Raw genomic sequence first — 23,098 nt, 5'->3', positions numbered from 1 at the left:
CCCATCCATGAACAGTTTGATTGCCTGGTGGGCGCGCAACAGCGTGGCCGCCAATTTGGCCATGGTCGGCATTCTGGTGGCCGGTGTACTTGGCTTTTTCAGTATGGAACGGGAAATGGACCCGCAGGTCCGCTTCCCCGGCCTTGAAATCCGGGTGTCCTGGCCCGGCGCCGCGCCGCAGGAAGTGGAGGAACAGATCGTCTCCCGTGTCGAGGAAGCCGTAAGCGACCTCGACAATATCGACTGGGTCCGTTCTACATCCTCCGAGGGCATGGGCGAGGTGTATATCCTCGCGGAAACCTCCGTGGACTTTTCCCGCTTCATGAACGACGTGAAGATCCGTGTGGACGGCATCTCGTCGTTCCCCCGCGATATTGAACCACCGCAGGTACACCAATGGGTGAATCGCGAAGAATTCATCCGCGTGGCACTACACGGCAATGTGGGCGAGCGTGAACTGAAACGGCTGGCGGAACAGCTGCGCCGCGAAGTGGCTACCTTGCCCGCTATTTCCGTGGTGGAGCTGTTCGGCACGCGCATGGAAGAAGTGTCGATCGAAGTGAGCGAGCAGGCCCTGCGCCGCTATGGCATGACTTTCCAGGACCTGGCGGATGCGATCCGCAACAGCTCCATCAATCAGTCCGCTGGCACCGTGCGCACCGAGGTGGGCAGCTACCAGCTGAAAGTACGCAACCAGGCGGACAGCGAACAGGATTTCGCCAACATCATCGTGCGCCAGACCGCCGACGGCGGCACCATCCGCGTGGGTGATGTGGCCAAAGTGGTGGATGGCTTCGAAGACAACGAGATCCTCGCCACTCTGAATGGTGAGCCGGCGGTACTGCTGCAGGTCATGAGCACCGAGACCATGGACATCGTCACCGCATCCGACTCCATCCGCAAATGGATCAAGGATCGCAGTGAAACCCTGCCCGCAGGCGTAAAACTCACACTCTGGACCGACAACGCCGAAGACTTCAAGGGCCGCATGGAAACCATCGGCAGCTCTGCCTTCCAGGGATTGTTGCTGGTACTGCTGGTGCTGGTGTTCAGCCTGCGCCCGAAAGTGGCCTTCTGGGTATCCATCGGTATCGGCACCGCCTACGCGGGCGCCTTTGTGCTGCTGCCCAGCGTGGGGGTATCCCTGAACATGCTGTCTACCTTCGCATTCCTGCTGGTGCTCGGTATCGTCGTGGACGACGCCATCGTGGTCGGCGAGAGCATCCACACCGAGTCCGAAAACCCGGAGCACCAACACCCCGGTGGCAGTCTCAATGCGGCGACACTCGGTACGCAACTGGTGGCAAAACCGGTAATTTTCGCGGTGCTCACTACCATCCTCGCGTTCCTGCCGTGGATTTTCATCAGTGGTTCCACCAGCGAATTTACCCGGCATATCACCTGGGTAGTAATCCTTGCGCTGCTGTTCTCGCTGATCGAGGCACTCTTTATTCTGCCGGCACACCTCAACAACCTGAAACCGCAGACCAACCCGGGCCGCTTTGGCCGCGTACAGAATCGCATCGCCGACGGCATCGTGCACTTTGCGCAGACCCACTACCGCCGCATCGGCAGCTGGGCTGTGGAGCGCCGCTACCTTACTGTCAGCATTTTTATTGCGGTCATGATGATCGGCTTCGGTGCATTCGGCAGCGGCTGGGTGAAAAAAGGGTTTATGCCGGATATCGAATCCGACCAGATCATCGTCAACGTGGTGATGCCCGAGGGCGCTCCCTACAGCCGCGCGCTGGAGGTCCTGGCACAATTACAGGATGCGGAAAAGCGCCTTGAGGAAGAAGTTAACCAGAGTGCCATTGAACAAGGCAAATCCGGTGAAAATGCCCTCATCGAGAACTGGTATACCCGTTCCCGCCGCGACAGTGTGATGGCCATCGTGCAGCTGGCACCGCCGGAAACCCGCTCCATGACCGCAAAGGACGCCGCCCTGCGCCTGCGCGAACTGCTTGGCGACGTACCGGATGCAAAAGAAGTCTCGGTGCAATACTCGCTGAACAACAACGGTCCAGGCTTTGAACTCTCCATTCGCCACCCGGATCTGGATGTACTGCGCGAGGCAACAGCGGACCTGGAATCCAAACTGCGAACCTATGAAAGCCTCTACGATGTGCGCAACAACCTTGAAGGTGCATCGGAAGAAATCCGCATCGACCTCAAGCCCGGTGCCACCAAACTTGGCCTGACACTGGCGGAAGTAAATCGTCAGGTTCGGCAGGCTTATTACGGGGAAGAAGTGCAGCGCCTGCCCCGCGCCGGCCAGGACGTGAAAGTCATGGTGCGCTACCCGCTGGAATCCCGCCGCTCCATTGAGAGTCTAAAGGACTTCCGCGTGCGTACTACCGACGGCCGCGAAGTACCGCTGCTGGCGGTGGCCGACCTCGAATACGCGCCTGGCATCAAACGCATTCAGCGCTGGAACGGCAACCGAGCCGCACGCGTGATGGCAGACCTCAAAGACGACGTGCGCGGCGACATCATGAAAGATCTGGAAGAGAACTTCTTCCCGGATTGGGAAAAGCGCTACCCGGGCATTGTGCGCGGCGCCGTCGGCCAGGCCGAGGGAGAGAAACGCTTTATCCAGGAAGTACTCGGCCTCTACGTCATGGCCTTCTTCGCGATGTACAGCCTGCTGGCAGTCGCTTTCCGCAGCTACTTCCAGCCGATCCTGATCCTGGTGGCCATTCCCTTTGCCTTTATTGGCGCTATTCTGGGGCACGGTGTCATGGGCATGACCATGGCCATCTTCAGTTACTTCGGTATCGCCGCGGCAGCGGGTGTGGTGGTGAATGACAACCTGGTATTGATGGACCAGTGCAACCGCCTGCGGGAAAAAGGTGTGGAACCACTGAAAGCCATCGTCGAGGCCGGCGTATCCCGCTTCCGCCCCATTCTGCTCACCACTGTCACTACCATTGTCGGCCTGCTGCCGATGATGCTGGAGCGCAGCATCCAGGCCGCGTTCCTGCAGCCGATTGTGATTGCACTGGCGTTCGGGGTGTTCGTGGCCTTCTTTGTGACGCTGCTGTTGGTGCCGGCCATGTATGGGGTCGGGGTGGATATCAGCGCGTTTTTTGGAAGACTCAAGCTGAGGCTGTTTGCCCGGGGCGGGGATGCTGCTCAGGGGAATGTGGTGGCTGCGGACTGATGAGCTGGTGGCGGCCACTCCAACTGGGTTGGAGTGGCCGCCTTTCACAAGCTGGCTATCTGAAATATCTCCTCAATTCCTGCCTGTCGGTGCCCCATCCCTGAGCGCACAGTAAATTACCCGCACAAGAAACCCAAACGGGATCAGCCCAAGCAGAAATAATTCACCAAGATTCAGGAAAAATTTGGAAAACCCGACAAATTCGTAGCCGAAGATTGAGATGGGATCGCTACGGCAGTGCAATATGGAATCAAAACACGCTCAGGCGTGTTTTGATTCTGCGGGCTCGCCTACGCCTCGGTCTCAACTCGCATTGCGAGTTGATCGAACCCGCGAGGGAGGGATTAGCTTCGCTGCGCTCGCTGGTCTCCGGCGCTATGCGCCTCCGGCTCGAACGGGGTTCTCATCCAAATCTCCCTCACCGCCACATACGAAAAAGCCCGGCTTATAGCCGGGCTTTTTTTCGTATGTGGCGGTGAGGGAGGGATTCGAACCCTCGATACCTTTCGATATACACACTTTCCAGGCGTGCTCCTTCGACCACTCGGACACCTCACCAAATTGTATGCGTTGTCACGGTTTGTTTAGCGAGCTTACCGTCCGCACGCTTGCGGGCTCGTCGGCGTTTTGCCTTGCTAATCAGTAACATAGCTCCCCGATCAGCGAGCGCGAACTTTACAGAAAGGCGGCGGTGGGTGCAAGTGCATTTCGAAAAAAATCCTGCCAGCCGCCTCTCTGTGTGCGCCCTGTGGACTTATTCGCCCTGCCAGTCGGCAAAGAAATCGCTCACGGCAAGTTCCGGTGCGGGGCGCGGGGCTTTTTGCGGGGTGCCCATGTAGATGAAGCCGCTGATCTCTTCGTTGTCGGCGAGGCCGAGGGCACGGGCGACCTGGCGGTTCTCGGCAAGCTCACCGGTGCGCCAATAGGCGCCGACGCCTTCGGCAAAAGCGGCGGTGAGCATGGCCTGCACGGCGCCAGCCGTGGACATGCGCTGCTCATTGAGCGGAACTTTGGGGTGTTCCTGCAGACGGGTGACGGCAACGAGAAGCAGGGGCGCCCGCAGGGGCATGGCGAGGAAGCGCTCACGTTGGGCGTCGCTCAGCGGTTCGCCCGCGGTCGCGCTGCTCTCACTGGCGCTTAAGTAGATCTCCCCAAGGCGCTTGCGGGCCTCCCCTTCTATTACAAGGAAGCGCCAGGGACGCAGGTTTCCGTGGTCTGCGGCGCGTAGAGCGGCGCGGAAAATATTGTTGCGCTGCGCGCGACTAGGGGCCGGGTCTGTCAGTGCGCCGATTGATACGCGGTTGTGCAGCGCTTCCAGTGCGTCCATGGTTGCCTCCTGAATCTGGTTACCATTGGCACCGAGACACTGAGTATCGGGCCATGAAAAGTGCGAGATTCTACCCCATGGCGGAGAGATTCCGATGCCAGACGAACATCTAATATTAGGAACTTGTCCCGATTGCCCGTCGCTTTCCCGTGTTCATGAGGGTAAACTTTGCGCCTGTCCGTGACCCATCCCTCGAAATTGCTACCAAAGCGCTGAATTTAACGTCGAGAGATAAACTGAGCCGAGCCTGCAGAGCTGGCCAGTCAGAGAAAAAACAACAGGCTCCGGACGTCCCAGACCAAGCTATCAGATAAGATCCAGCGTTCATGCAGAATCCGCCAGAAGAAACCAGCGGCCACCAGACGGAGTCCCGGTATCCGCTCTATTTCCGCGCCCTGATCTGTTTTGCGGCATCGGGTACCCTTCTGAACAGCATCAACTGGTCCTCCGTCTTTACCCAGAACACCCTGATGCAGCTGGCCATGGCCGCCCTGCTGCTAGGCTACATCCCCATCGCCTACCAGATCGGACGGCGCAGCGACCCGGACAGCAGCGCGGAAGTGCGCCGCTGGCTCGCCTTCAGCGACGCATTGCTGATCGGCATGGCGATGGCGATGTCCAACTTCAGCCTTCTGCCCTGCCTGCTGTTCCTCACCATGATCCAGTTCAATGCCCTGACCGAGGGCGGCGGGCGCTGCTGGTTTGAGCACAACACGGCGATGCTGCTGGGTGTGGCCATCGGCTACCTGATCCACCGGCCGGCACTGGTGGTGAATGCGGATCTGAATATCAGTGCCGCGAGCCTGATCGGGGTATTTACCTACTTCTGTTGCTACGCCTTCTATACACACAAGCAGATCTCGCGCCTGAAGGCGGATAACCAGCAACTGCACAAGGAACAGCGCACGGCCAACCTGGCCAGCTACAAGCTCTCCCGCTACTTGTCCAAACGCCTGTGGCGCTCGGTAACCAGCGGCAAAGAAAAAGATATCGTGACCGAACGCAAGCTGCTGACCGTGTTCTTTTCCGATATCAAGGATTTCAGCCAGCTGAGCGAGGAGATGGAGGCGGAAACCCTTACCCGCCTGCTGAACAATTACCTGACCGAGATGTCCCGAATCGTCGCCCACTACGGTGGCACCATCGACAAATTCATCGGCGACGCCGTGATGGTGGTGTTCGGAGACGATCAGAGCAAAGGCCCCAAATCCGACGCACTGCGCTGCGTGGCCATGGCACTGGCGATGCGCAAACGGGTGCGGGAAATGATGCAGGAATGGTACGACCAGGGAATTTCCCACCCCCTGCAGATCCGCATCGGCATCAACACCGGTTACTGCACCGTGGGGGTATTCGGCACCGCGGATTACCAGACCTATACGGTGATGGGCACCCACGTGAACCTGGCCGCACGACTGGAAAGCGCGGCGGAGCCGGGCGAAATTTTGATCAGCCACGAAACCTGGGCAATGATCAAACAGACGGTGATGTGCCGAGACAAAGGCCACGTGAGCGTAAAGGGATTCAGCACCCCGGTTAAGGTGTACTCGGTAACTGATTTGCGCAAAAACCTTGGCGGCCAGCTGAGCTATCTGGAAGAGCATGCACCGGGCTTCGCCATGCACCTGGATCTGGACAAGATCCGCAACTACGACAAGGACAAGGTACTGCAAGCGCTGCAGAAGGCGCAGGAGCGCCTGAAGAGCAAAGTGATTATCTGATTTCGTGGGCGGACTTCGACGCCCACACCTCCCTTACTTTTCTCCCTTACTTTTCTCCCTTACTTTTCTCCCTTACTTTCCCATTCCATCCCGTGTCATTGCCGCGCGAAGCGCCCTGGAAAAGCGATTTCGCCGGTTGAGGTGCGCAGCGGATTGATGTCCAGACCGCCGCGGCGGGTATAGCGGGCGCACACGGTGAGCGTTTCAAACTCTGCCAGATTCTGCAGGTCGCAGTAGATGCGCTCTACACAGTGCTCGTGAAAATCCTGGTGCTCACGGAAAGAAATGATGTAGGCGAGCAGCGCAGCCCGGTCCAGCGCTGGGCCGCGGTACTCGATCGTAACGGTGGCCCAATCGGGTTGGCCGGTTACCGGGCAATTGCTGCGCAACAGGTGGCTGTAAAGGACTTCTTCCACCGCTTTACCACCCTCCTCCAGCTTCAACAACGCAGCGTCGGGCTGGTAAGTGCGGGCTTCGATATCCAGCCCATCCAGACAGAACCCCACGGGCTTGTGCACGTCGAGCGCGGTGTCTTCCACATCGAACAGGGTCACCGCCACATCGCTGCCGGCGGCCGCGCTCAGATCCTTTTCCAGCGTCGCCTGAACCGCTTCCCGCGAGGGGAACTCGCTCTGGTTGAAGGAGTTCAGATACAGCTTGAAGGATTTCGATTCAATCATCGCCGGGCTCGATGCTGCGAAGCGGAACCGGGCAACGGCCACCTGTGGCACACCTTTTGGGTTCAGCCACGAAAGCTCAAATCCCCACCACTCATCCGCGCCGGTAAATGGCAGCACCTGCCCTTCCAGCCCCAACTGTGCACGCGACACCGAGCGCGGAATGGGGTGCAGTAGCTTGGGATTGTAGCTCGATTCGTAGCGGGTCTCCTGACCCAGGGGAAGGTTTTGCCAGTCTTCTCGGTTCATGTTTCTGCTCGATCAATTTGTTCGCCTGCAAGCAGGCTCCTACAAAGTGCACTGTAGGAGCCTGCCTTGCAGGCGAACCAAATCCAATTAATGACGCAAACGCTTGCCGTGTTTCATCAGATGCAGCGCCCAGCCGGAAAGCAAAGTGATAAACACCAGCACGCCGGCAAAGGCCCAGCCCACATGGATATCGGAAACGCCGAGCACGCCGTAGCGGAAGGCGTTAACCATATACAGGATCGGGTTCAGCTTCGACAACCCCTGCCAGAATGGCGATAGCAGCTCGATGGAATAAAACACTCCACCCAAATAGGTCAACGGTGTGAGCACAAACGTGGGAATGATGGAAATATCGTCGAAGCTGTTGGCAAAAATCGCGTTGATAAATCCAGCAAGGGAAAATAGCACCGACGTCAGGAACACAATCAGGATCGTCACCCCGATATGCTGCACACTCAACGATGTGAAGATCAGCGCGATCAAGGTCACAATAAAGCCGACGATCAGACCGCGGGCCACACCGCCCAGCACATAACCGGCCATTACCACCCAGTTGGGTGTCGGTGAGACCAGCAGTTCCTCGACATTGCGCTGGAACTTGGCACTGTAAAACGACGAAACCACATTGGCGTAGGAGTTGGTGATCACCGCCATCATGATCAGCCCCGGCACCACGAACTCCATATAAGAGAAGCCGCCCATGTCACCGATACGGCTGCCGATCAGCGCGCCGAAGATGACGAAGTACAGGGACATGGTGATGACCGGTGGCACCAGCGTCTGCGGCCAGATGCGGGTAAAGCGCCGCACTTCGCGGCGGAGTATGGTGGAGAAGGAGGTCCAGATCAGTTGCGGGCTCATGACTTCACCTCCTTGTTTGCGGCTTCCTGCATTTTGTTTTGTGCCAGCAGGGAAACAAACAACTCCTCAAGGCGATTGGCGCGGTTGCGCATGCTGGTCACGGAAATATTCTGTGCACTCAAATGCGCGAACAGGTCGGACAGGGACTGCCCCTTCTCTACGGTCACCTCCAGGCTATGCTCGTCCAGACGGCGACCTTCAAAGTCACCAAAGTCCAGCGTCGCACTCAGGATCTCGCGGCTGTCGAGAATGAACACCTCTTTATTCAGGGTCTTGATCAGGGATTTGATCGAAGTGTTCTCGATAATATCGCCCTTATCGATAATGGCGATATTCCGGCACAGGCTCTCCGCCTCTTCCAGATAGTGGGTGGTGAGAATGATGGTGGTGCCCTGGGCGTTAATCTCCTGCAGGAACTCCCACATGGAACGGCGCAGTTCGATATCCACACCTGCGGTGGGTTCATCGAGAATCAGCAGGCGCGGCTCGTGGATCAGCGCGCGGGCAATCATCAGCCGCCGCTTCATACCGCCGGACAGCATACGCGCCTGGGCGTTGCGCTTGTCCCACAGGCCCAGCTTGCGCAGATATTTTTCCGTGCGCTCTTCGGCCAGCGCGCGCGGCATGCCGTAAAAGCCACCCTGGGTGCAGACAATATCGTACACCTTTTCAAACTGGCTGAAATTGAACTCCTGCGGCACCACGCCGAGCATTTGCTTGGCCGCGGGAAAATCCCGGTCGATGTCGATGCCGAAGATCGACACCTCGCCACCAGTCTTACGCACCAGTGAACAAAGAATGCCAATAGTGGTGGACTTGCCGGCGCCGTTGGGGCCCAGCAGGGCGAAGAAATCTCCAGGCTGCACTTCAAAGCTGATGCCCTTGAGCGCCTGGAAGCCGTTGTCGTAGGTTTTTTCGAGGTTCTTGATGGAGAGCGCAGCGGTCATGGTGCCTCCTTAAATGGGTGGCGTTATTCAACGCCCTTGGTCTGCAGATTGCAACGGCGGGACGCTACTTCCGTGCTCTGACAGCACGACCCGGTCCATTGGCAAAAAAAAAGCCGCTCATTGAGCGGCTTTGAAATTGGAGCGGGAAACCGGGTTCGAACCGGCGACCTCAACCTTGGCAAGGTTGCGCTCTACCAACTGAGCTATTCCCGCTTTTTTTGTCATCGAAACTGCTTGCGCAGCCCCGATAAAATGGCATCCCCAAGGGGAGTCGAACCCCTGTTACCGCCGTGAAAGGGCGGTGTCCTAGGCCTCTAGACGATGGGGACAGAAACTTCGCCTTGACTTGGTACTCAAAGCAGCCGGCCTGTCAGACCGGGGTGACAAAACAGAACCTGTCCCGTCAGCTCATACGCCCCTAGAGTGGACGACTGAGCAAAATTTGGAGCGGGAAACCGGGTTCGAACCGGCGACCTCAACCTTGGCAAGGTTGCGCTCTACCAACTGAGCTATTCCCGCGTGGCATCCCCAAGGGGAGTCGAACCCCTGTTACCGCCGTGAAAGGGCGGTGTCCTAGGCCTCTAGACGATGGGGACCCAGAAACCTTCTTGGCATTCCTCACTGCGTTTCGGCAAGTGCGTACTGCGTCGAAGTGGGGCGCATTCTATGGAGACCCCCGGGGGCTGTCAACACTTGGATGAAAAAAAATTTAAGAATTTTTCCTTTGCATACAGGCACTTACCGGACCCCCGCCACAAAGCGCGACAAACGGCAGGCAGCTACCGGATGAAGATCAACGCGCCAGGGAATAAACGATAAGTACCGGGAGAATCAGCACCTCTCTTCAGCGCCCTTCTGCACGGCTCGTCATCTCCTTCAGGAAAGTGCGAATACGCTGGCCATTACTGCCAAAATCCGCCGCCCTGCTGCGGGAAGCGGACCGGATGTCCACTGTTACGCCCTGCCCCTCCTTTTTCACCCGCACCACCACATCCTCGGTAAAGCCGAGCACCGGGGTGCGCGCCACCGCTTCAAGACGCCCTTTGTTGGGGCTTTTCGCCACCACCCGCCAGCCGAGTTCTTCCGCCACGGAGGCGGCGAGTTCCGTGGCCTCGGCCACGGTCATATTAAGCAGCAGCGGCTGAATATCTTCATAGAGGGGCGAATTGCGCTGTTGACTGGCCACCGCGTCACCCGCGTAATCCGCGCGGTTATCGCCCGGACCGCGCAAAGACAGGACTGCCTCGAACGCCGGCGGGTTCTTCAGGTCAGTGGAGATATCATGGATGGGAGGTGCGCGGAAGTTGTGTTCCCCCACTGTGAACAGCGGAATCGCCACCGGTATCGCGCCCAGAATCGTGGCCCAGAGAGCCGCGCTGCGGGCTTCGGGGTGACGTTTGACCAGCCCCCAGATAAATACCAGTATCGACGCCAGCGCAACGGCGACTGCCGCCAATCCGGCATACTTGAACACCTCAAAGGCGGTCAGGTAGTGCAACAACCCGAGCCGCACCGCCGCCACCGCCAGGGCAATGATGGCAAGCAGCGTCCACTGAACGCGGTACAGCCACCGGCTCCAGTGGCGTTTTCGGGCGGATCGGATCATGGATACCCTCTGGTCAGTGCCTTGCAGTCACATTTTTCGGCTTGCACTCAGTCAGCGCCCTCCTCCCGCCCGGGGTCGAGTTTTACCGATAGTGAATTAACACAATAGCGCAACCCAGTGTCGGTCGGTCCGTCGGGAAACACGTGTCCCAGGTGACAGCCGCAATTGGCACACAGGATCTCGGTACGCTGCATACCGAAGCTGTGATCCGGGCGCTCCTCAATCGCACCGCCGCTGGCCTCTGCGTCAAAGCTGGGCCATCCACAACCGGACTCGAACTTGGATTCCGAGTCAAATAACGCCTCACCACAACAGCGACAGCGGTACTGGCCGTCCTCGAAGGTAGCCCAATATTCACCGGAAAATGGCCGCTCGGTACCGCCCTCCCGGCAAACCCGAAACTCTTCAGGAGTCAGGCGCTCGCGCCAGTAGTTATCGTCTTTCTCTTTTGACATACTGTGGTTCCTTTTTCGCCTGATAAGTCAGTATCCAGCGGCACTACCCTGCCCGGCCCAACGCTTAGCAGCAGCACCACGATTATCCACGGTGCCAGATCCGCCCCGCTACCGATAGCAAGCCTACAAGAAAGCCGGATGCAGGTTGGAAAAATTTGCCCACAAGATGGCCTCCCGCAGGCTCTCTTTCAAAAACATCAGTTGGAGACTCTAAACCAGTTGAAGGCTCTCTATCAGTTGAGGACTCTACGAAGTACACAGCAATGAAGGATATTCACAAGTCGGAAAAACTCCACGGCGTCTGCTACGAAATCCGCGGTCCGGTCATGGAGCAGGCATCGCGCATGGAGGAAGAAGGCCACCGGATCATGAAGCTGAACATCGGCAATCCGGCACCATTCGGTTTTAATGCGCCAGACGAAATTCTGCAGGACGTGATCTACAACCTGTCCCAGGCACAGGGCTATGTGGAATCCAAGGGGCTGTTCGCGGCGCGTAAGGCCATCATGCACGAGTGCCAGATCCTCGGTGTGCCGGGCGTCGATATCGACGATATCTATTTGGGCAATGGCGTGTCCGAGCTGATTTCCATGTCCACCCAGGCACTGCTGAATAACGGCGACGAAATGCTGTTGCCGATGCCTAACTACCCGCTGTGGATGGCCGCTACCAATCTGACCGGTGCCAAGCCGGTGCTCTACCGCTGCGATGAGCAGGCGGGCTGGCTGCCGGATATTGACGATATCAAATCCAAGATCACTCCCCGCACCCGCGGTATTGTGGTGATCAACCCGAACAACCCCACTGGCGCGGTGTACCCGAAGGCCCTGCTGGAGCAAATTGTAGAGGTTGCGCAGCAACATAATCTGGTCATTTTTGCCGACGAGATTTATAGCAAGATCCTGTATGACGACGCTGAGTTCACCCCGATGGGCACTCTGGCCCACGATGTGCTGTGCCTGACTTTCAACGGCCTCTCCAAGTCTTACCGCCTGGCTGGTTTCCGCTCCGGCTGGATGATCGTGAGTGGCGCCAAGCAGCGCGCGCGCGGGTTTATTGAGGGCATGGATATCCTGTCGTCCATGCGCCTGTGCGGCAACGTACCGGCAATGTTCGCGGTGCAGACCGCCTTAGGCGGCTACCAGAGTATCAAGGATCTGGTGCTACCCGGTGGCCGCCTGCGCGAACAGCGGGATTTGGCGTGGCAGATGCTGAACGATATTCCCGGCGTCAGCTGCGTGAAGCCCCAGGGGGCGATTTATATGTTCCCGCGCATTGATCTGGACCGTCACAAGATTGAGAACGACGAGAAGTTCGTGCTCGATTTTCTGCGCCAGGAAAAAATCCTGCTGGTGCAGGGCAGTGCTTTCCACTGGGATGCGCCGGACCATCTGCGGATTGTGTTCCTGCCGCGGGTGGATGATCTTTCCCATGCGATTGAGCGTTTGGGCAGTTTCCTTGAGCGTTACACTGGTTAATAAGCTGTAAGCGATCAATGTTGGACGATCTGCATATTCACGATTTTTACCGCGATGCGGGGCGGATTCTGTTGGCACTGTTCCAGCAGTTTCCGGCCCCGGCCACGATCTATGTGGAAGACATCGCCGGTCCCGACACCCCGGACGAATTCGGCCTTCACTCGCCCCGCCATCTCGCCTGCCTGGGTGCGATGACCTGGCTCAAGCAGTGCGGTTATATCCATTTTTTGCAGTTGGTGCGCCAGGAAGCGATCGAGGATGCGACATTGTCTCACCGGAGTTTTCTGGTGCTGGTGAGTCGCGGGGAGGATGGGATCAGCAACGCTGAGAAGCTGGATCAAGTTGTGCGCGGAGGATCTTCGCCTCAGCTCGAGGAGTTGATGGTGGGGCTGATGGCTCAACTTCAGAGCTAGATTCCAGTGGAACTTCGTAGTCGCCTTATGTGGCGGCAAAGCACCGGGTACGGGTTTTCAGGACCGGGCTAGGCGCCCCCCTTAAATACATCCCTGTACGCTTCGTCGGCAACATCCCTGTTGCCGACGATCCTGAAAACCCGTACCCGGCACTCCACCTTCGATTCAAGAACATGGCTTCGTAGCGCTAAGCGCTTCGACAATACCTCACATGCAGCATCTTTAGCGCCGCATCCGGATCACTATCCGGAAAGTCAGGATTCTGCGGTAACCGTTCAATTACCGCATAGCCTGGATTTGCAGAGCTGATTAGTGCACGGAATTCAGCCTCACTGATCCGGGGCGAGTTCACCACCAGCAGCAAATCCGCTTCATCCGCCAGGCAGGCCGGCAACAGCTTTAGCATCCGAGCGTAATTCTCTCCCACATCGAAACTGCCTTTCTGAAATGTGGGCGGATCCACAACCGCAAGTTGGAAAGGCCCCCGACGGTCATAACTGCGGAAATCCCGCAGTGCATCCTTCGCCAGAAAACTGATGCCCTTCAACGGCAACCCATTCGCACGGTGATTGGCCTCCCCACGTCTAAGCACACCCTTGTTGAGGTCCACATTAAGCACCCCTAACTCACCGGCAGCGCGCGCCACCACCGAAAATGCGCAGGTGAATGCAAACAAGTTGAGCAATTTCAGGTTCTCGACCTGCCCCGCCTTCTCCTGCACCTGCTGCTCCAGCCAGCGGCGTCCGGGTTCGATGTCGAGAAAGAAACCAACATTCTGGCGATCAAAAGTCAGTGGAATCTCAAGATCGCCACGCCTCGCTACCGGTGATTCCACCGGCGTGCCGGCCTGCCACACGATGGGCGCACCGCGTTCATAGCGCCGCTGCACCGCAACACCGGTGTAACCAAATGGCTCCGCCAGCGCCCACAGCGATGCTACCAGCGCGTCTTCACCGTCATAGGCATCAAACAGCGTTACCAGTATTGCAGGGCGATAACTGTCTACACAAATGCTCTCGAAGCCCGTATAACAGCGCCCACGACCGTGAAACAGGCGGCGGCTGTCCGACTTTTTTTCTTCCAGTTTGCCGCGCACAACCCGCAACAAAGATTCCCAATCCATCATTTACTCGCTTGTGCTCTGTGCTGCCGGAACTTCACCGCTGCCATCGCCAGACAGCGGGTAAAGGATTTCATCGCGGTAGCCGGTAATCACCCGCACAAAGCCGCTCCAGGCTTCATCCAGTGATGGCTCGCCGCTGTCGATCAGCAATGGGCGCCCGCCCAGTTCGGTGATTTTGGTTTTGGTGGCAATCACTATCAGATTCTCTCGCCCCACTGCGCGCAATACCTTCGGGCTCAATTGCTGATTGCCGCGGCCGATGAGATGGCCCTGGCCGCCGATGGCAGTAAGAATGATTCTGACCGGGAGATCGGGTTGCGTTGCACGGTGTGAGGCGATGGCCTCCTCGATCTGTGGCGCACTCACGTCGGCAGCCAGCAGATTGCCGTCGCACCACAGGTCCACCCCCAACAAGGTGCCGTCCTCCCCCAGTTCGGAAAGCACCGCGAGCGTGGTGGAGCCGGGGCCGACGATGTAGAGCGTCTCCGGGTCGAGATGATGGATTTCCTCCACCACTTGCGCGGCGATATCGGCCACCGCCAGTTCTTCTACCTCACGCCCGGCGTTTTTTACTGCCTGCAGGAAATGCCCCTCTTCCGGCACCAGCAACTCACCGTAGTAACGTGTGCTGACACGTCCCTCGCGGAAGGAGTTCTCGTCGATATCGCGCACTTCCCGCTGGTGCAGATCCACCAGTTCCCCCGCCATCAGCCGTCGCAATACCTCGCCCCCCGCTCTGGGAGAAATAGCAAAACACGCGGAGTGCATTTTGACTCCGGCAGGAATGCCGAGTACCGGGAAGCTGTCGCCAAGGGCGTTGACCATATTGCGGGCCGTGCCATCGCCACCGGCGAAAACGATCAGGTCGGCACCGGCGTCGCGGATGGTGCGCGCGGCGGCCTCGCTGTCTTCCGGTGTCGAGCGCGCATGCCGTGCGGCCCCCACAACGACTACCTGGAAACCCAGTTCACGGGCGAGGTTTTCGCCCATATCGCCGGCGAAGGTCACTAGCTCAAGTTGTGGGCTGAAAGGTTTTAGCGCTTCCAGCGCGATGGCCACGCGCTTGTGCGACTGGGGCTGGATGCCCGCTGCCAATGCGCGCTCGACGGTATCGGCTCCATCGCTGCCCTTCAGGCCGGCGGGACCGCCGATGCCGGCCCATGGGTTGATGACAAGTCCGAGTTTTTTCAGTTTCACGGTTCGACCTGATCGTTAGTTGAGCCCGAGAATAGCCAGCTGCTTGCGCGCGGCATCATCCAGGCCTGGTGCCTGTACCTTGAAATGGGAAAGCTCAAGGCGCTGTGGGTAGTGCTTGCGCAGCAGGTCGAAGGACCTCACCATGGGTTGCTCGCCGGCTGCGGCGTCCCGCAGTCGGCGGTCATCCTCTCTCGGGTCGTAGATGTTGAGCAGCAGCTCACGAATGGCGGCAAAGCCGGACTGCTCGCTGACAACCGGCAGCTTCGTTTTCGCATCGGTGCCCGGCTGCGCCACTTCCGGCCATCCCAGCACGCGGTTGAGCGCATCGCGAATCATACGGGTGCCGGCGAGTTTGCCATCGTGGCTGTAACCGGCGATATGCGGGCTGCCGAGATCCACCTTTGCCAGCAGGTCGGTGCGGATATCCGGTTCGTTTTCCCAAACATCCAGCACGGTGGTGATGTCGGGCTTACCCCGGAGACGCTCAAGCAGTGCCGCATTGTCGATGACAGCGCCGCGCCCGGCACTGATCAACACGGTACCAGGTCTGATCGCAGCGAGAGCCGCGGTGTCAATCATGTGCAGGCTCGGATGCGGACCGTCTTTTACCAGCGGCGCGTGCAGGCAGACAATGTCCTGCTGCAATACAGATTTCAGATCGCTGCTGTCGGGATTTTCGGTTAGCCAGGGATCGTAAACCTTGCACGGGACCTGAAGTGCGTGGAGCTTTTTCTGCAACAGACCACCCACATTGCCACAACCGACGATACCGAAACTGCGCCCGCGCCAGTCAACGTTCAGCGCAGCAAGCGCACAGAATACGTATTCGACCACCGAATTGGCATTGCAACCGGGTGCGGCACTCCAGGCAATTCCCTGTGCCTCCAGCCACGCAGTATCCAGATGGTCGGTACCGATGGTGCAACTGCCCACGAAGCGCACCGGGGTGCCCTCCAGCAAAGACTGGTTCACTTCGGTGACCGAGCGCACCAGCAACACATCGGCGTCTTTCAGCTGCGTCTGCGACATAGTGCGTCCGGGGATTCTGGTAATTGCGCCCAGATTTCCGAACCAGGTTTCCAACCCCGGGATATTCTCATCGGCGACGATGTTGAGCTGCGGATTTGCATTCCCGTTGCTTTTCATGAAATTACGGACTCCATATGTTCGCGCGCTGAATTTGCATCATCGGAATGCGCGCGGTTGTCCAGCGTGCGGCGGATTTTGTTGGCGAGACCGCCAATGCCGAATTCCTCCGCGAGCGCGATGGCAAACTCCGGCTCCACGGCTTTGCGAGCCAGGCTATCAACCTCAATCGCGAGAGGAACCTCATATTCCAGCTGCGCCAGTTGCCGTGCCATGCGGATCTGTCGGGAATGGCTGGTAATTTTTTCTGCGATGGATTTCGCCCCGCGCAGTTTGAGACTGGCGATCTGCGCCACATTGGCGATCAGGGCTTCCACGTCGGCAAACGCCGCCAGCAAACGCGCTGCGGTCTTGGCTCCGATCCCGGGCACACCGGGAATATCGTCGATGTTGTCGCCCACCAGCGCGAGATAGTCGGGTATCTGCCGTGGCTCCACGCCAAATTTCTGCCGGATACTCTCCCGGTCCAGAATCTCGTTTGCGGCGAAATCCCACAGGCTGGCGGCGCCACAGTCCAGCAGCTGCCCCAGATCCTTGTCGCGGGTGAGTACCACCGGCGCACGGTCGTCCGCCGCGCACATTCGGGTCAATGTCGCCAGAATATCGTCCGCCTCAAAGCGTTCGCTGGCAAAACTTGCGATCCCCAGCGCTTCCGCCATCTCACGGCAGGCCGCCAGCTGATATGCCAGGGCCTCATCCGGCAGTGCGCGGCTGCTCTTGTAATCCGGATAAATGTCGTTGCGGAAGCAGTTGCCGAGGGACTCATCAAAGGCACAGGCGATGTGTCCGGGATCGCGGGACAAGACATCCAACAGGAAGTTACTGAATCCATACACCGCCTCGGTACTGTAACCGGAGCGGCTTACCCAGTTGGGAGGTAGGGCAAAATAGTAGCGGAAGATATAGACCGAGGCGTCGATCAGATAAGTCTCACTCACCCGAGATCCTCCAAACGATAGTGTTCCGCTAAAAACGGTTCCGGCTGCGCACAGGCGCGGGCGAGCGCGCCGGCAAACTGGCGGGCCCTGGAGGGCAGGCCGTCGCGGCAGTAGTTCTGCACCTGCTGCCAGATATCGCGTTTGAATACCGCACTGGGGCCGAGCCCGGCATCGAGATTGTCGGCGCTGACGCGGAACTTTAAACCACAGGCGCGGGCAAAGACCCACTCCAGCGCCTGGGGTTTCACTTCTACCCGCTCAAACTCCGCCTGCTGTGCGCTGGAGCGGCCGTCCGGTGCATACCAGTATCCATAGTCAGGCAGTTTCCGGCGCGACTCGCCTGCCACACACCAGTGTGCTGCTTCATGCAGGGCGCTGGCGGGATAATCGCGGGTGAATTCCACCTGATGCCAGCTGGCGCCGTTTTCCGAGGCTGGACGGTAATAAGGCTCTTCAAAGCCGCCCATGAGGCGGGTATTCAACCCGTCCGGCGACGAAAAACAGGTATCGAACACGCTGACTATACGTTCAGTCACCGATTTCTCCGCTGCCTGGTGCGCGGTCGCCCCCTCCGGATGGTACGAAACTTGCTGGTCTTGGATATCTGCCGGGCAAAGGTGTGACAACTGTGGCTCCTGAACCTGTGCCATGAACCGGTGCCAGAAACAGTCGGCACCTCATATTGTGAATTGGCGCGGACTATAACAGCGAGCGCGGGGGGATCAAGGCCATGCCCCCATAGGCGAAATACCCAGATCAGTGACGATTCAGCCAATCGGCGCCATCACCTGTGTTTTCGGTGCTGAAAGGCGGGAAAACGAGATAAAGAACCTGCATCCGCCGGTTGTATTTCCACGAATCAGAATATACCTTTGAATACAGGGATACCGGAAACCTGCTGCCGCTCAAAGCGATCATAATGAGGGCTATGGGTGGTTGTTTTCGGTTGCGGTACCGGCTTCCCAGGGAGGCAATAAAGGCGCCTCCGGAGTCAGGATTCAGCGATTGGTCGCCCGACCTTCGCTCGCTATCTCTGCGCCGGTTGCACTTGATAAGCAGTACAAGACCTTCCCGCCCTACTACCGGCCCTGCAAGGAGGTGCACTATGACCGACCACCGCAACAGCAACGTGGTTGACCTCTTCACCGGCAAGCCTATCGAAACTTCAGAGAGCCGGCGGTTTATTCGCCTATCTCCGGAACTGGATGGCTTGGAAATGCTCTACTCCAACAATTCCAGTGGAACTGATCTCTACAGTCTGAAAATCCTTTGCTGGGGCCTGCGTGCTAACGGCGAGGTCGTCGGACTGGTTCCCTGGTTGAACTCCATCACCGCCTGCCCGGATATCCAGGATCCCCTGGACGGCCGGTTTGAGGGCTACTACGACCCGGGTATCGAGGAAATTTTCCATGAGCCCCCCATCCACAAGATCGTCGAGCTGGAGACTGCGGCGGAATACTTCGAATTTGAAAGCAACCAAGCGGACGAGGTTGTACAGGAGATCCCCGACACCATCGGTACCCACGCGGTATTCATGGATACGGACCGGGAGAACCTGACTCTTTCCGAAGTCGTGAGCTGGCGGCTGTTTGCCAGCGGCGAAATCCACGGCATGCTGATTGATCACAGCAGTGTGGAGACTACACCGGTTCTTCCCGGGGACGATTGCCTGTACTCGGCCCAGGAATCGGAATGTTTCCGCTATTTCTTCCAACACCACATCGCCAACAAGATCAAATCCGAGGACCCGGAGGCCCTGGCCGCGATCGCGGCGCTTGTCACTTCGCCCTAGACACTTCCCACAAATCCAGAAAAGACAAGGGCGACCAGTGGTCGCCCTTGTTGTTTCCGGACAAATAATCATTCCTCAGATTTTCTGATCCAGTACACAAACTCATCGTTCTCCTCCCGGTGTTGCACCAGCTCATAACCGAGAAACTGACAGAATTTAGGCACATCGCGCTGGGTGGAAGGGTCAGTGGCAAACATCTGCAACACCTCACCCGCCGCGACCTTGCGCACCGCAGAGTGAAGCATCATGACCGGTTCCGGGCACAGCAGGCCGCGGGCATCAAGGGTATGGTGTGATTTCATGGGGCTATTGTCGGAGATTTGCCATGGCGCGTCATCCACAAAGACTGACCGGACAGAATAGAGCCGCCAGACGCCTCACCGGTCGCTGTTGGGAAAGACTAGACTGCAGGTTGAGGTGTCACCAGAAGTGCACACCGGCTGAGGATCACAAACACCGATGATTTACGTACTGATTGAACGGGAAATAGCCGAAGATCTGGAAGCGACCTACGAGGAGGCCGCACGGCGACTGCTGACCAATGCCTACCAGACCGATGGCTTTGTCGACGGTCATACCTACACCGAACTCGACAACCCCCGCCGCCGCTTCACCCTGTCCCAGTGGAAATCTGTCTTGCACTGGCAACAGTGGTACAGCAGCGAACAACGCCGCGAACAGATGGCCCAACTCACTCCCATGCTCGCGCACGAGGAGCGCATCACGATATTGCAGCGCGCATAAACGCGGCGGCCCCATCCGCGGCAGCCCGCCAGTGTTGCAGCTGGGTGAAACCGCTGGCTTTGCGCGGCTTGAAATCGTGGTCACCGTCTTCCAGCCACAACACCTCAATCGCGGAGGACAGCGCATAGCCACCCACCTCAGCACGATCCCCCAACCTGTCCCGGGTTCCCTGCACCATCAATGCGGGACAATCGAGGCTTTCGAGATGCCCGGTGCGCAAGCTCTCCGGCTTTCCCGGCGGATGGAACGGATACCCCAGGCAAACCACCCCATCCACCCTTCCCGCCCGATGATTTTCCGCCGCCAGCATACTCGCCACCCGGCCGCCCATGGACTTGCCACCGATAAATAACCGCTCTCCTGGGAAAACCGCACGGAAACGCTCGATCTGAGCCTGAAAATCCGCGAGCAATACATCCAGTTTGTTCGGCGGCCGCCTCTTGCCGGCTTCCCGCCGCTCCGCCATATACGGAAACTCAAACCGGATCACCCCCACGCCCCGCTCTGCCAGCAACGCCGCCAAAGCCTGCATAAAATCACTATCCATCGGCGCGCCAGCGCCGTGTGCAAACAGAAACCAGTTTTCGGGAGCGTCCCGCGGTCGGTCCACCAGCCAGCCATCCAATTCGGCCATCAGTAATCACCATCCCTCGGAATATCTTCCGCCAGAATCAGATTCACCGACTCCTCACCGGGCTCAAACCAGATGACCACGGTCTTTTTCTCCAGCTGACGGCGCAGGCTGGCCACCTTGTTTTCCAGGCTCACCTCCTGCTCACCGTAATCGGTGCCGTCGCGAGTGGCATATTCCTCCAGCAGGTTTTGCAGGGTTTCGGGGTCTAATTGGTTATGGGGAATGATCATTTCACTCTCACTACGCGTGAATTGTATTTAACGCTTACAAAGCACATGACTCGAACTGAAGGACAGGTGGCGGGATTCGTTTTCGAAAGCGTCGCAAACAGGGATGTTTGCGACGCAGCGTACAGGGATGTATTTAAGGGGGGCGCCTAGCCCGGTTTCGAAAACGAATACCCGGTGCCTGTCCGCCGCGGAATGGCAAAAAAAGCCCCGGATTGTCCGGGGCATTTTATCTAGGTAATCAGCAATTATCAGGACTTCGGCTTGCGGAACCGCAATGTCATACGGTCACTTTCCCCGATCGCCAGGTATTTGTCCTTATCCTCATCCCCCAGACGCAGGGACGGAGGCAGAGTCCAGACACCTTTCGGGTGATCCGCGGAATCCTTCGGGTTCGCATTGATCTCACTGGACTCCTCCAGCACAAACCCCGCGTTTTTCGCCAGCTCAATCACATAATCCTGAGTCACATAACCGCTCTTTTTCATATCTTCAAGGCTGGTACCCGGCTTCGCCCGGTGCTCCACCACACCCAGCACACCACCCGGCTTCAGCGCCGCGTAAAACGCCTTGAATGCCGCCTGCTCATTATTGCCGCCCATCCAGTTGTGCACATTGCGGAAGGTCACCACCGCATCCGCTGAACCCGCCGGCGCAATATCACTACCACCACCCGGCACGAACTCCGTCAATTTCACCGCACCGTAGGTATCCTTGTCCGCCGCCATTTTCTCTTCAAACTTGGCCAGGGAATTTTTGAAATACCCCACCTCCGTTGCTTTCGGGAAATGCGCCGCATACAGCGTACCCTTGTCCTTCAACATCGGCGCCAGAATCTCAGTGTACCAGCCGCCACCCGGCCAGATTTCCACCACCGTCATCTCCGGCTTCACCTGAAAAAAGGCCAGCGTTTCCGCCGGGTGGCGGTACTTGTCCCGCGCTACATTCGCCGGTGTGCGCTGATCCCCCTTGATAGCGCCCTGAAGGGTATCGGCCTGAACCGCGCCTGCAAACGATACCGCACAGGCCAGACCGGCCAACCAGTGTGCAACTTTCCTCGGATTTAACATCGGGCTTCTCCTTTTGAGAGCTTGCTTGGAATTATTTTCCTCGATTGGGGATTCAACACTCCCGATCTCCTCTTGTAAAGCCTCAGACCGCCCCCGGGGTTCCATAGCGAGAACTTTGCCCACCGGGCGCCATACTGGCTACAATTCAGCTCAGCCAGCAGGTATCGCAGCCAGGTACCTCAATCCAGCAGTGCCAATAAGGACATCCCCATGCAGCAACACCTCGTCATCTCCATTATCAGCGACGACAAACCCGGCGTAGTGGAAATGCTCTCCGCCGCCGTGGCGGAAAATGGCGGCAACTGGGAAGACAGCCGCATGGCCCACTTTGCAGGCAAGTTTGCCGGCATATTGCGGGTCAGCGTGGCCGCCGAAGACGGTCCGCGTCTCAAGGAGGCGCTGATGAGCCTCGCCGGCGCCGACTTTAAGCTGCAGGTAGAAGACGCCCTTGCGGTAGCCTCCGACAGCCGACAGACCCTGCAGCTCAAACTCGTGGGCAATGACCGCCCCGGGATCGTCAAGGAAATCTCCCGCGCCCTCGCTGCCCGCAAGATCAATGTGGAAACCCTCGACACCCGTTACGGCAGCACCCCCTGGAGCGGCGAGCCCCTGTTCACCGCCGAGTGTACGATTAGCGTGGCGGAAGATGTCAGCCTCGACGGTCTCTACGACGAACTGGATGAAATTGCCGACGAACTCGGAGTCGAGATCGACTGCGAAGAGACCTCCTCCGCGCTATAATCCCCGCCCTTCGCGGCCCGGTTGTTCATAAATCGACCTGGGCCGCCTGTCTGCCCCCACAACGGGGTATTAATGGTCAAACCCGATCAGCCCAAGTTGTCGCCATGTTCAAAATCGTGCTCTACCAACCGGAAATTGCTCCCAACACCGGCAATATCATCCGCCTGTGCGCCAATACCGGTGCCGAACTGCATCTGATCGAACCCCTCGGTTTCGCCATGGACGACAAACGCCTGCGCCGTGCCGGGCTCGACTACGCCGAGTACAGCCGCGTCGTGCGCCACGGGGACTGGCGGACCTTTGTAGAGTCCGAGCGGCCGGCGCGGGTGCTGGCCCTATCCACCAAAGGCTCCCGGGCCCATTCGGAAATCGAGTTTCACGACGGCGACGCCATCGTCTTCGGCCCTGAAACTCGCGGCCTGCCCGCGGAATTCCTGGCCATGGCCGGCAGCGAGCACACCTTGCGCATCCCTATGTGCGCCAACAGCCGCAGCATCAATCTGTCCAATGCGGCGGCGATTGTGATTTACGAGGCCTGGCGGCAGCTGGGTTATCAAGGCGCGGTATAAGCGCTTGATACTTTTTCAAT

Annotated in this window: 23 protein-coding genes and 5 tRNA genes; 8 read left to right on the top strand and 20 right to left on the bottom strand. The window is 58.4% G+C overall.

The annotated features are described in order from the left end of the window. The first annotated feature begins 7 nt into the window (after window positions 1-7). On the top strand, window positions 8-3,163 hold the full coding sequence (locus FDY93_RS08215) for an efflux RND transporter permease subunit (protein WP_138235267.1): 3,156 nt from the start codon (window positions 8-10) through the stop codon (window positions 3,161-3,163). Between the two features lie 470 nt (window positions 3,164-3,633). Here the strand turns inward: FDY93_RS08215 and FDY93_RS08210 are convergent. Together FDY93_RS08210 and FDY93_RS08205 are read right to left on the bottom strand one after the other, a co-directional pair. After that, window positions 3,634-3,721: transfer RNA gene (locus FDY93_RS08210), tRNA-Ser, on the bottom strand. 196 nt (window positions 3,722-3,917) lie between these two features. Further along, the gene (locus FDY93_RS08205; protein WP_138235266.1) at window positions 3,918-4,490 is read right to left on the bottom strand and encodes a nitroreductase family protein; all 573 of its coding nucleotides are present in this window, start codon (window positions 4,488-4,490) and stop codon (window positions 3,918-3,920) included. Window positions 4,491-4,816: 326 nt separating this feature from the next. Here FDY93_RS08205 and FDY93_RS08200 point away from each other — a divergent pair, with 326 nt between their 5' ends. After that, complete coding sequence (locus FDY93_RS08200; protein ID WP_138235265.1) at window positions 4,817-6,211, top strand: adenylate/guanylate cyclase domain-containing protein; 1,395 nt, start codon at window positions 4,817-4,819, stop codon at window positions 6,209-6,211. 95 nt (window positions 6,212-6,306) lie between these two features. Here FDY93_RS08200 and queF read toward each other — a convergent pair whose 3' ends face one another. The 9 genes from queF to msrB all read right to left on the bottom strand — a co-directional run bounded on the left by queF (window position 6,307) and on the right by msrB (window position 11,006). Beyond that, window positions 6,307-7,137 (bottom strand): NADPH-dependent 7-cyano-7-deazaguanine reductase QueF, encoded by an 831-nt coding sequence (queF, locus tag FDY93_RS08195; protein ID WP_138235264.1) that lies wholly within the window; start codon window positions 7,135-7,137, stop codon window positions 6,307-6,309. Between the two features lie 87 nt (window positions 7,138-7,224). After that, complete coding sequence (locus FDY93_RS08190; RefSeq protein WP_138235263.1) at window positions 7,225-7,998, bottom strand: ABC transporter permease; 774 nt, start codon at window positions 7,996-7,998, stop codon at window positions 7,225-7,227. Next, entirely contained in the window at window positions 7,995-8,945 is a 951-nt protein-coding gene (locus FDY93_RS08185) for an ABC transporter ATP-binding protein (protein ID WP_138235262.1), read from the bottom strand. The genes FDY93_RS08190 and FDY93_RS08185 overlap by 4 nt, the downstream gene beginning before the upstream one ends. A gap of 137 nt (window positions 8,946-9,082) precedes the next feature. After that, window positions 9,083-9,158 (bottom strand) — tRNA-Gly (locus tag FDY93_RS08180). Window positions 9,159-9,198: 40 nt separating this feature from the next. After that, window positions 9,199-9,274, bottom strand: a tRNA-Glu gene (locus tag FDY93_RS08175). A gap of 114 nt (window positions 9,275-9,388) precedes the next feature. Next, window positions 9,389-9,464: transfer RNA gene (locus FDY93_RS08170), tRNA-Gly, on the bottom strand. Between the two features lies 1 nt (window position 9,465). Beyond that, window positions 9,466-9,541, bottom strand: a tRNA-Glu gene (locus FDY93_RS08165). 248 nt (window positions 9,542-9,789) lie between these two features. Further along, on the bottom strand, window positions 9,790-10,551 hold the full coding sequence (locus FDY93_RS08160) for a DUF1499 domain-containing protein (RefSeq protein ID WP_138235261.1): 762 nt from the start codon (window positions 10,549-10,551) through the stop codon (window positions 9,790-9,792). Window positions 10,552-10,598: 47 nt separating this feature from the next. Beyond that, window positions 10,599-11,006, bottom strand: coding sequence for a peptide-methionine (R)-S-oxide reductase MsrB (msrB, locus tag FDY93_RS08155; RefSeq protein ID WP_138235260.1), 408 nt, complete (start codon window positions 11,004-11,006; stop codon window positions 10,599-10,601). A 263-nt stretch (window positions 11,007-11,269) separates the two neighbouring features. Between msrB and FDY93_RS08150 the strand changes: the two genes are divergently transcribed. Both FDY93_RS08150 and FDY93_RS08145 read left to right on the top strand, forming a co-directional pair. After that, a complete protein-coding gene (locus FDY93_RS08150; RefSeq protein WP_138235259.1) occupies window positions 11,270-12,484 on the top strand; it encodes a pyridoxal phosphate-dependent aminotransferase in 1,215 nt (404 codons plus the stop codon). 17 nt (window positions 12,485-12,501) lie between these two features. Then, complete coding sequence (locus tag FDY93_RS08145; protein WP_138235258.1) at window positions 12,502-12,897, top strand: hypothetical protein; 396 nt, start codon at window positions 12,502-12,504, stop codon at window positions 12,895-12,897. A gap of 187 nt (window positions 12,898-13,084) precedes the next feature. Here the strand turns inward: FDY93_RS08145 and FDY93_RS08140 are convergent, their stop codons facing one another. Genes FDY93_RS08140 through FDY93_RS08120 form a run of 5 tightly spaced genes read right to left on the bottom strand, consistent with a single transcriptional unit; the run spans window position 13,085 to window position 17,837 of the window. Then, complete coding sequence (locus FDY93_RS08140) at window positions 13,085-14,020, bottom strand: class I SAM-dependent methyltransferase (protein ID WP_138235499.1); 936 nt, start codon at window positions 14,018-14,020, stop codon at window positions 13,085-13,087. Window positions 14,021-14,023: 3 nt separating this feature from the next. After that, the gene (locus FDY93_RS08135) at window positions 14,024-15,217 is read right to left on the bottom strand and encodes an ATP-NAD kinase family protein (protein ID WP_138235257.1); all 1,194 of its coding nucleotides are present in this window, start codon (window positions 15,215-15,217) and stop codon (window positions 14,024-14,026) included. 15 nt (window positions 15,218-15,232) lie between these two features. Beyond that, window positions 15,233-16,363 carry a 4-phosphoerythronate dehydrogenase gene (locus FDY93_RS08130; protein WP_138235256.1) on the bottom strand — a complete coding sequence of 377 codons (1,131 nt, stop codon included), beginning with the start codon at window positions 16,361-16,363 and terminating at the stop codon, window positions 15,233-15,235. Then, window positions 16,360-17,301 (bottom strand): 5'-3' exonuclease, encoded by a 942-nt coding sequence (locus FDY93_RS08125; RefSeq protein ID WP_138235255.1) that lies wholly within the window; start codon window positions 17,299-17,301, stop codon window positions 16,360-16,362. Before FDY93_RS08125 ends, FDY93_RS08130 begins: the two co-directional genes overlap by 4 nt. Then, complete coding sequence (locus FDY93_RS08120) at window positions 17,298-17,837, bottom strand: elongation factor P hydroxylase (RefSeq protein ID WP_246068509.1); 540 nt, start codon at window positions 17,835-17,837, stop codon at window positions 17,298-17,300. Before FDY93_RS08120 ends, FDY93_RS08125 begins: the two co-directional genes overlap by 4 nt. A gap of 569 nt (window positions 17,838-18,406) precedes the next feature. Here FDY93_RS08120 and FDY93_RS08115 point away from each other — a divergent pair. After that, a complete protein-coding gene (locus FDY93_RS08115; RefSeq protein ID WP_138235253.1) occupies window positions 18,407-19,093 on the top strand; it encodes a hypothetical protein in 687 nt (228 codons plus the stop codon). A gap of 68 nt (window positions 19,094-19,161) precedes the next feature. Here FDY93_RS08115 and tusA read toward each other — a convergent pair whose 3' ends face one another. After that, entirely contained in the window at window positions 19,162-19,395 is a 234-nt protein-coding gene (tusA, locus tag FDY93_RS08110; RefSeq protein WP_138235252.1) for a sulfurtransferase TusA, read from the bottom strand. A gap of 157 nt (window positions 19,396-19,552) precedes the next feature. On the opposite strand from tusA, the gene FDY93_RS08105 reads away from it, so the two are divergent. Beyond that, complete coding sequence (locus FDY93_RS08105) at window positions 19,553-19,837, top strand: antibiotic biosynthesis monooxygenase family protein (RefSeq protein ID WP_138235251.1); 285 nt, start codon at window positions 19,553-19,555, stop codon at window positions 19,835-19,837. Here FDY93_RS08105 and FDY93_RS08100 read toward each other — a convergent pair. From FDY93_RS08100 to FDY93_RS08090, 3 genes are all read right to left on the bottom strand, one after another. Then, window positions 19,815-20,471 (bottom strand): alpha/beta fold hydrolase, encoded by a 657-nt coding sequence (locus tag FDY93_RS08100; RefSeq protein WP_138235250.1) that lies wholly within the window; start codon window positions 20,469-20,471, stop codon window positions 19,815-19,817. The two genes, FDY93_RS08105 and FDY93_RS08100, sit on opposite strands and share 23 nt — an antisense overlap. Then, the gene (locus FDY93_RS08095) at window positions 20,471-20,701 is read right to left on the bottom strand and encodes a YheU family protein (RefSeq protein ID WP_138235249.1); all 231 of its coding nucleotides are present in this window, start codon (window positions 20,699-20,701) and stop codon (window positions 20,471-20,473) included. The genes FDY93_RS08100 and FDY93_RS08095 overlap by 1 nt, the downstream gene beginning before the upstream one ends. A 248-nt stretch (window positions 20,702-20,949) precedes the next feature. Beyond that, window positions 20,950-21,768 (bottom strand): class I SAM-dependent methyltransferase, encoded by an 819-nt coding sequence (locus FDY93_RS08090; protein WP_138235248.1) that lies wholly within the window; start codon window positions 21,766-21,768, stop codon window positions 20,950-20,952. 210 nt (window positions 21,769-21,978) lie between these two features. Here FDY93_RS08090 and FDY93_RS08085 point away from each other — a divergent pair, with 210 nt between their 5' ends. Both FDY93_RS08085 and trmL read left to right on the top strand, forming a co-directional pair. Continuing rightward, window positions 21,979-22,509, top strand: a complete 531-nt coding sequence (locus tag FDY93_RS08085) for a glycine cleavage system transcriptional repressor (protein ID WP_138235247.1) — start codon at window positions 21,979-21,981, stop codon at window positions 22,507-22,509. A 104-nt stretch (window positions 22,510-22,613) separates the two neighbouring features. After that, window positions 22,614-23,078 carry a tRNA (uridine(34)/cytosine(34)/5-carboxymethylaminomethyluridine(34)-2'-O)-methyltransferase TrmL gene (trmL, locus tag FDY93_RS08080; RefSeq protein ID WP_138235246.1) on the top strand — a complete coding sequence of 155 codons (465 nt, stop codon included), beginning with the start codon at window positions 22,614-22,616 and terminating at the stop codon, window positions 23,076-23,078. Window positions 23,079-23,098 lie beyond the last annotated feature (20 nt).

The organism is Microbulbifer harenosus, assembly GCF_005771435.1.
Taxonomy (GTDB): domain Bacteria; phylum Pseudomonadota; class Gammaproteobacteria; order Pseudomonadales; family Cellvibrionaceae; genus Microbulbifer; species Microbulbifer harenosus.
The sequence above is the reverse complement of the archived record's forward strand: the minus strand, read 5'-3'. Positions and strand labels throughout refer to the sequence as shown.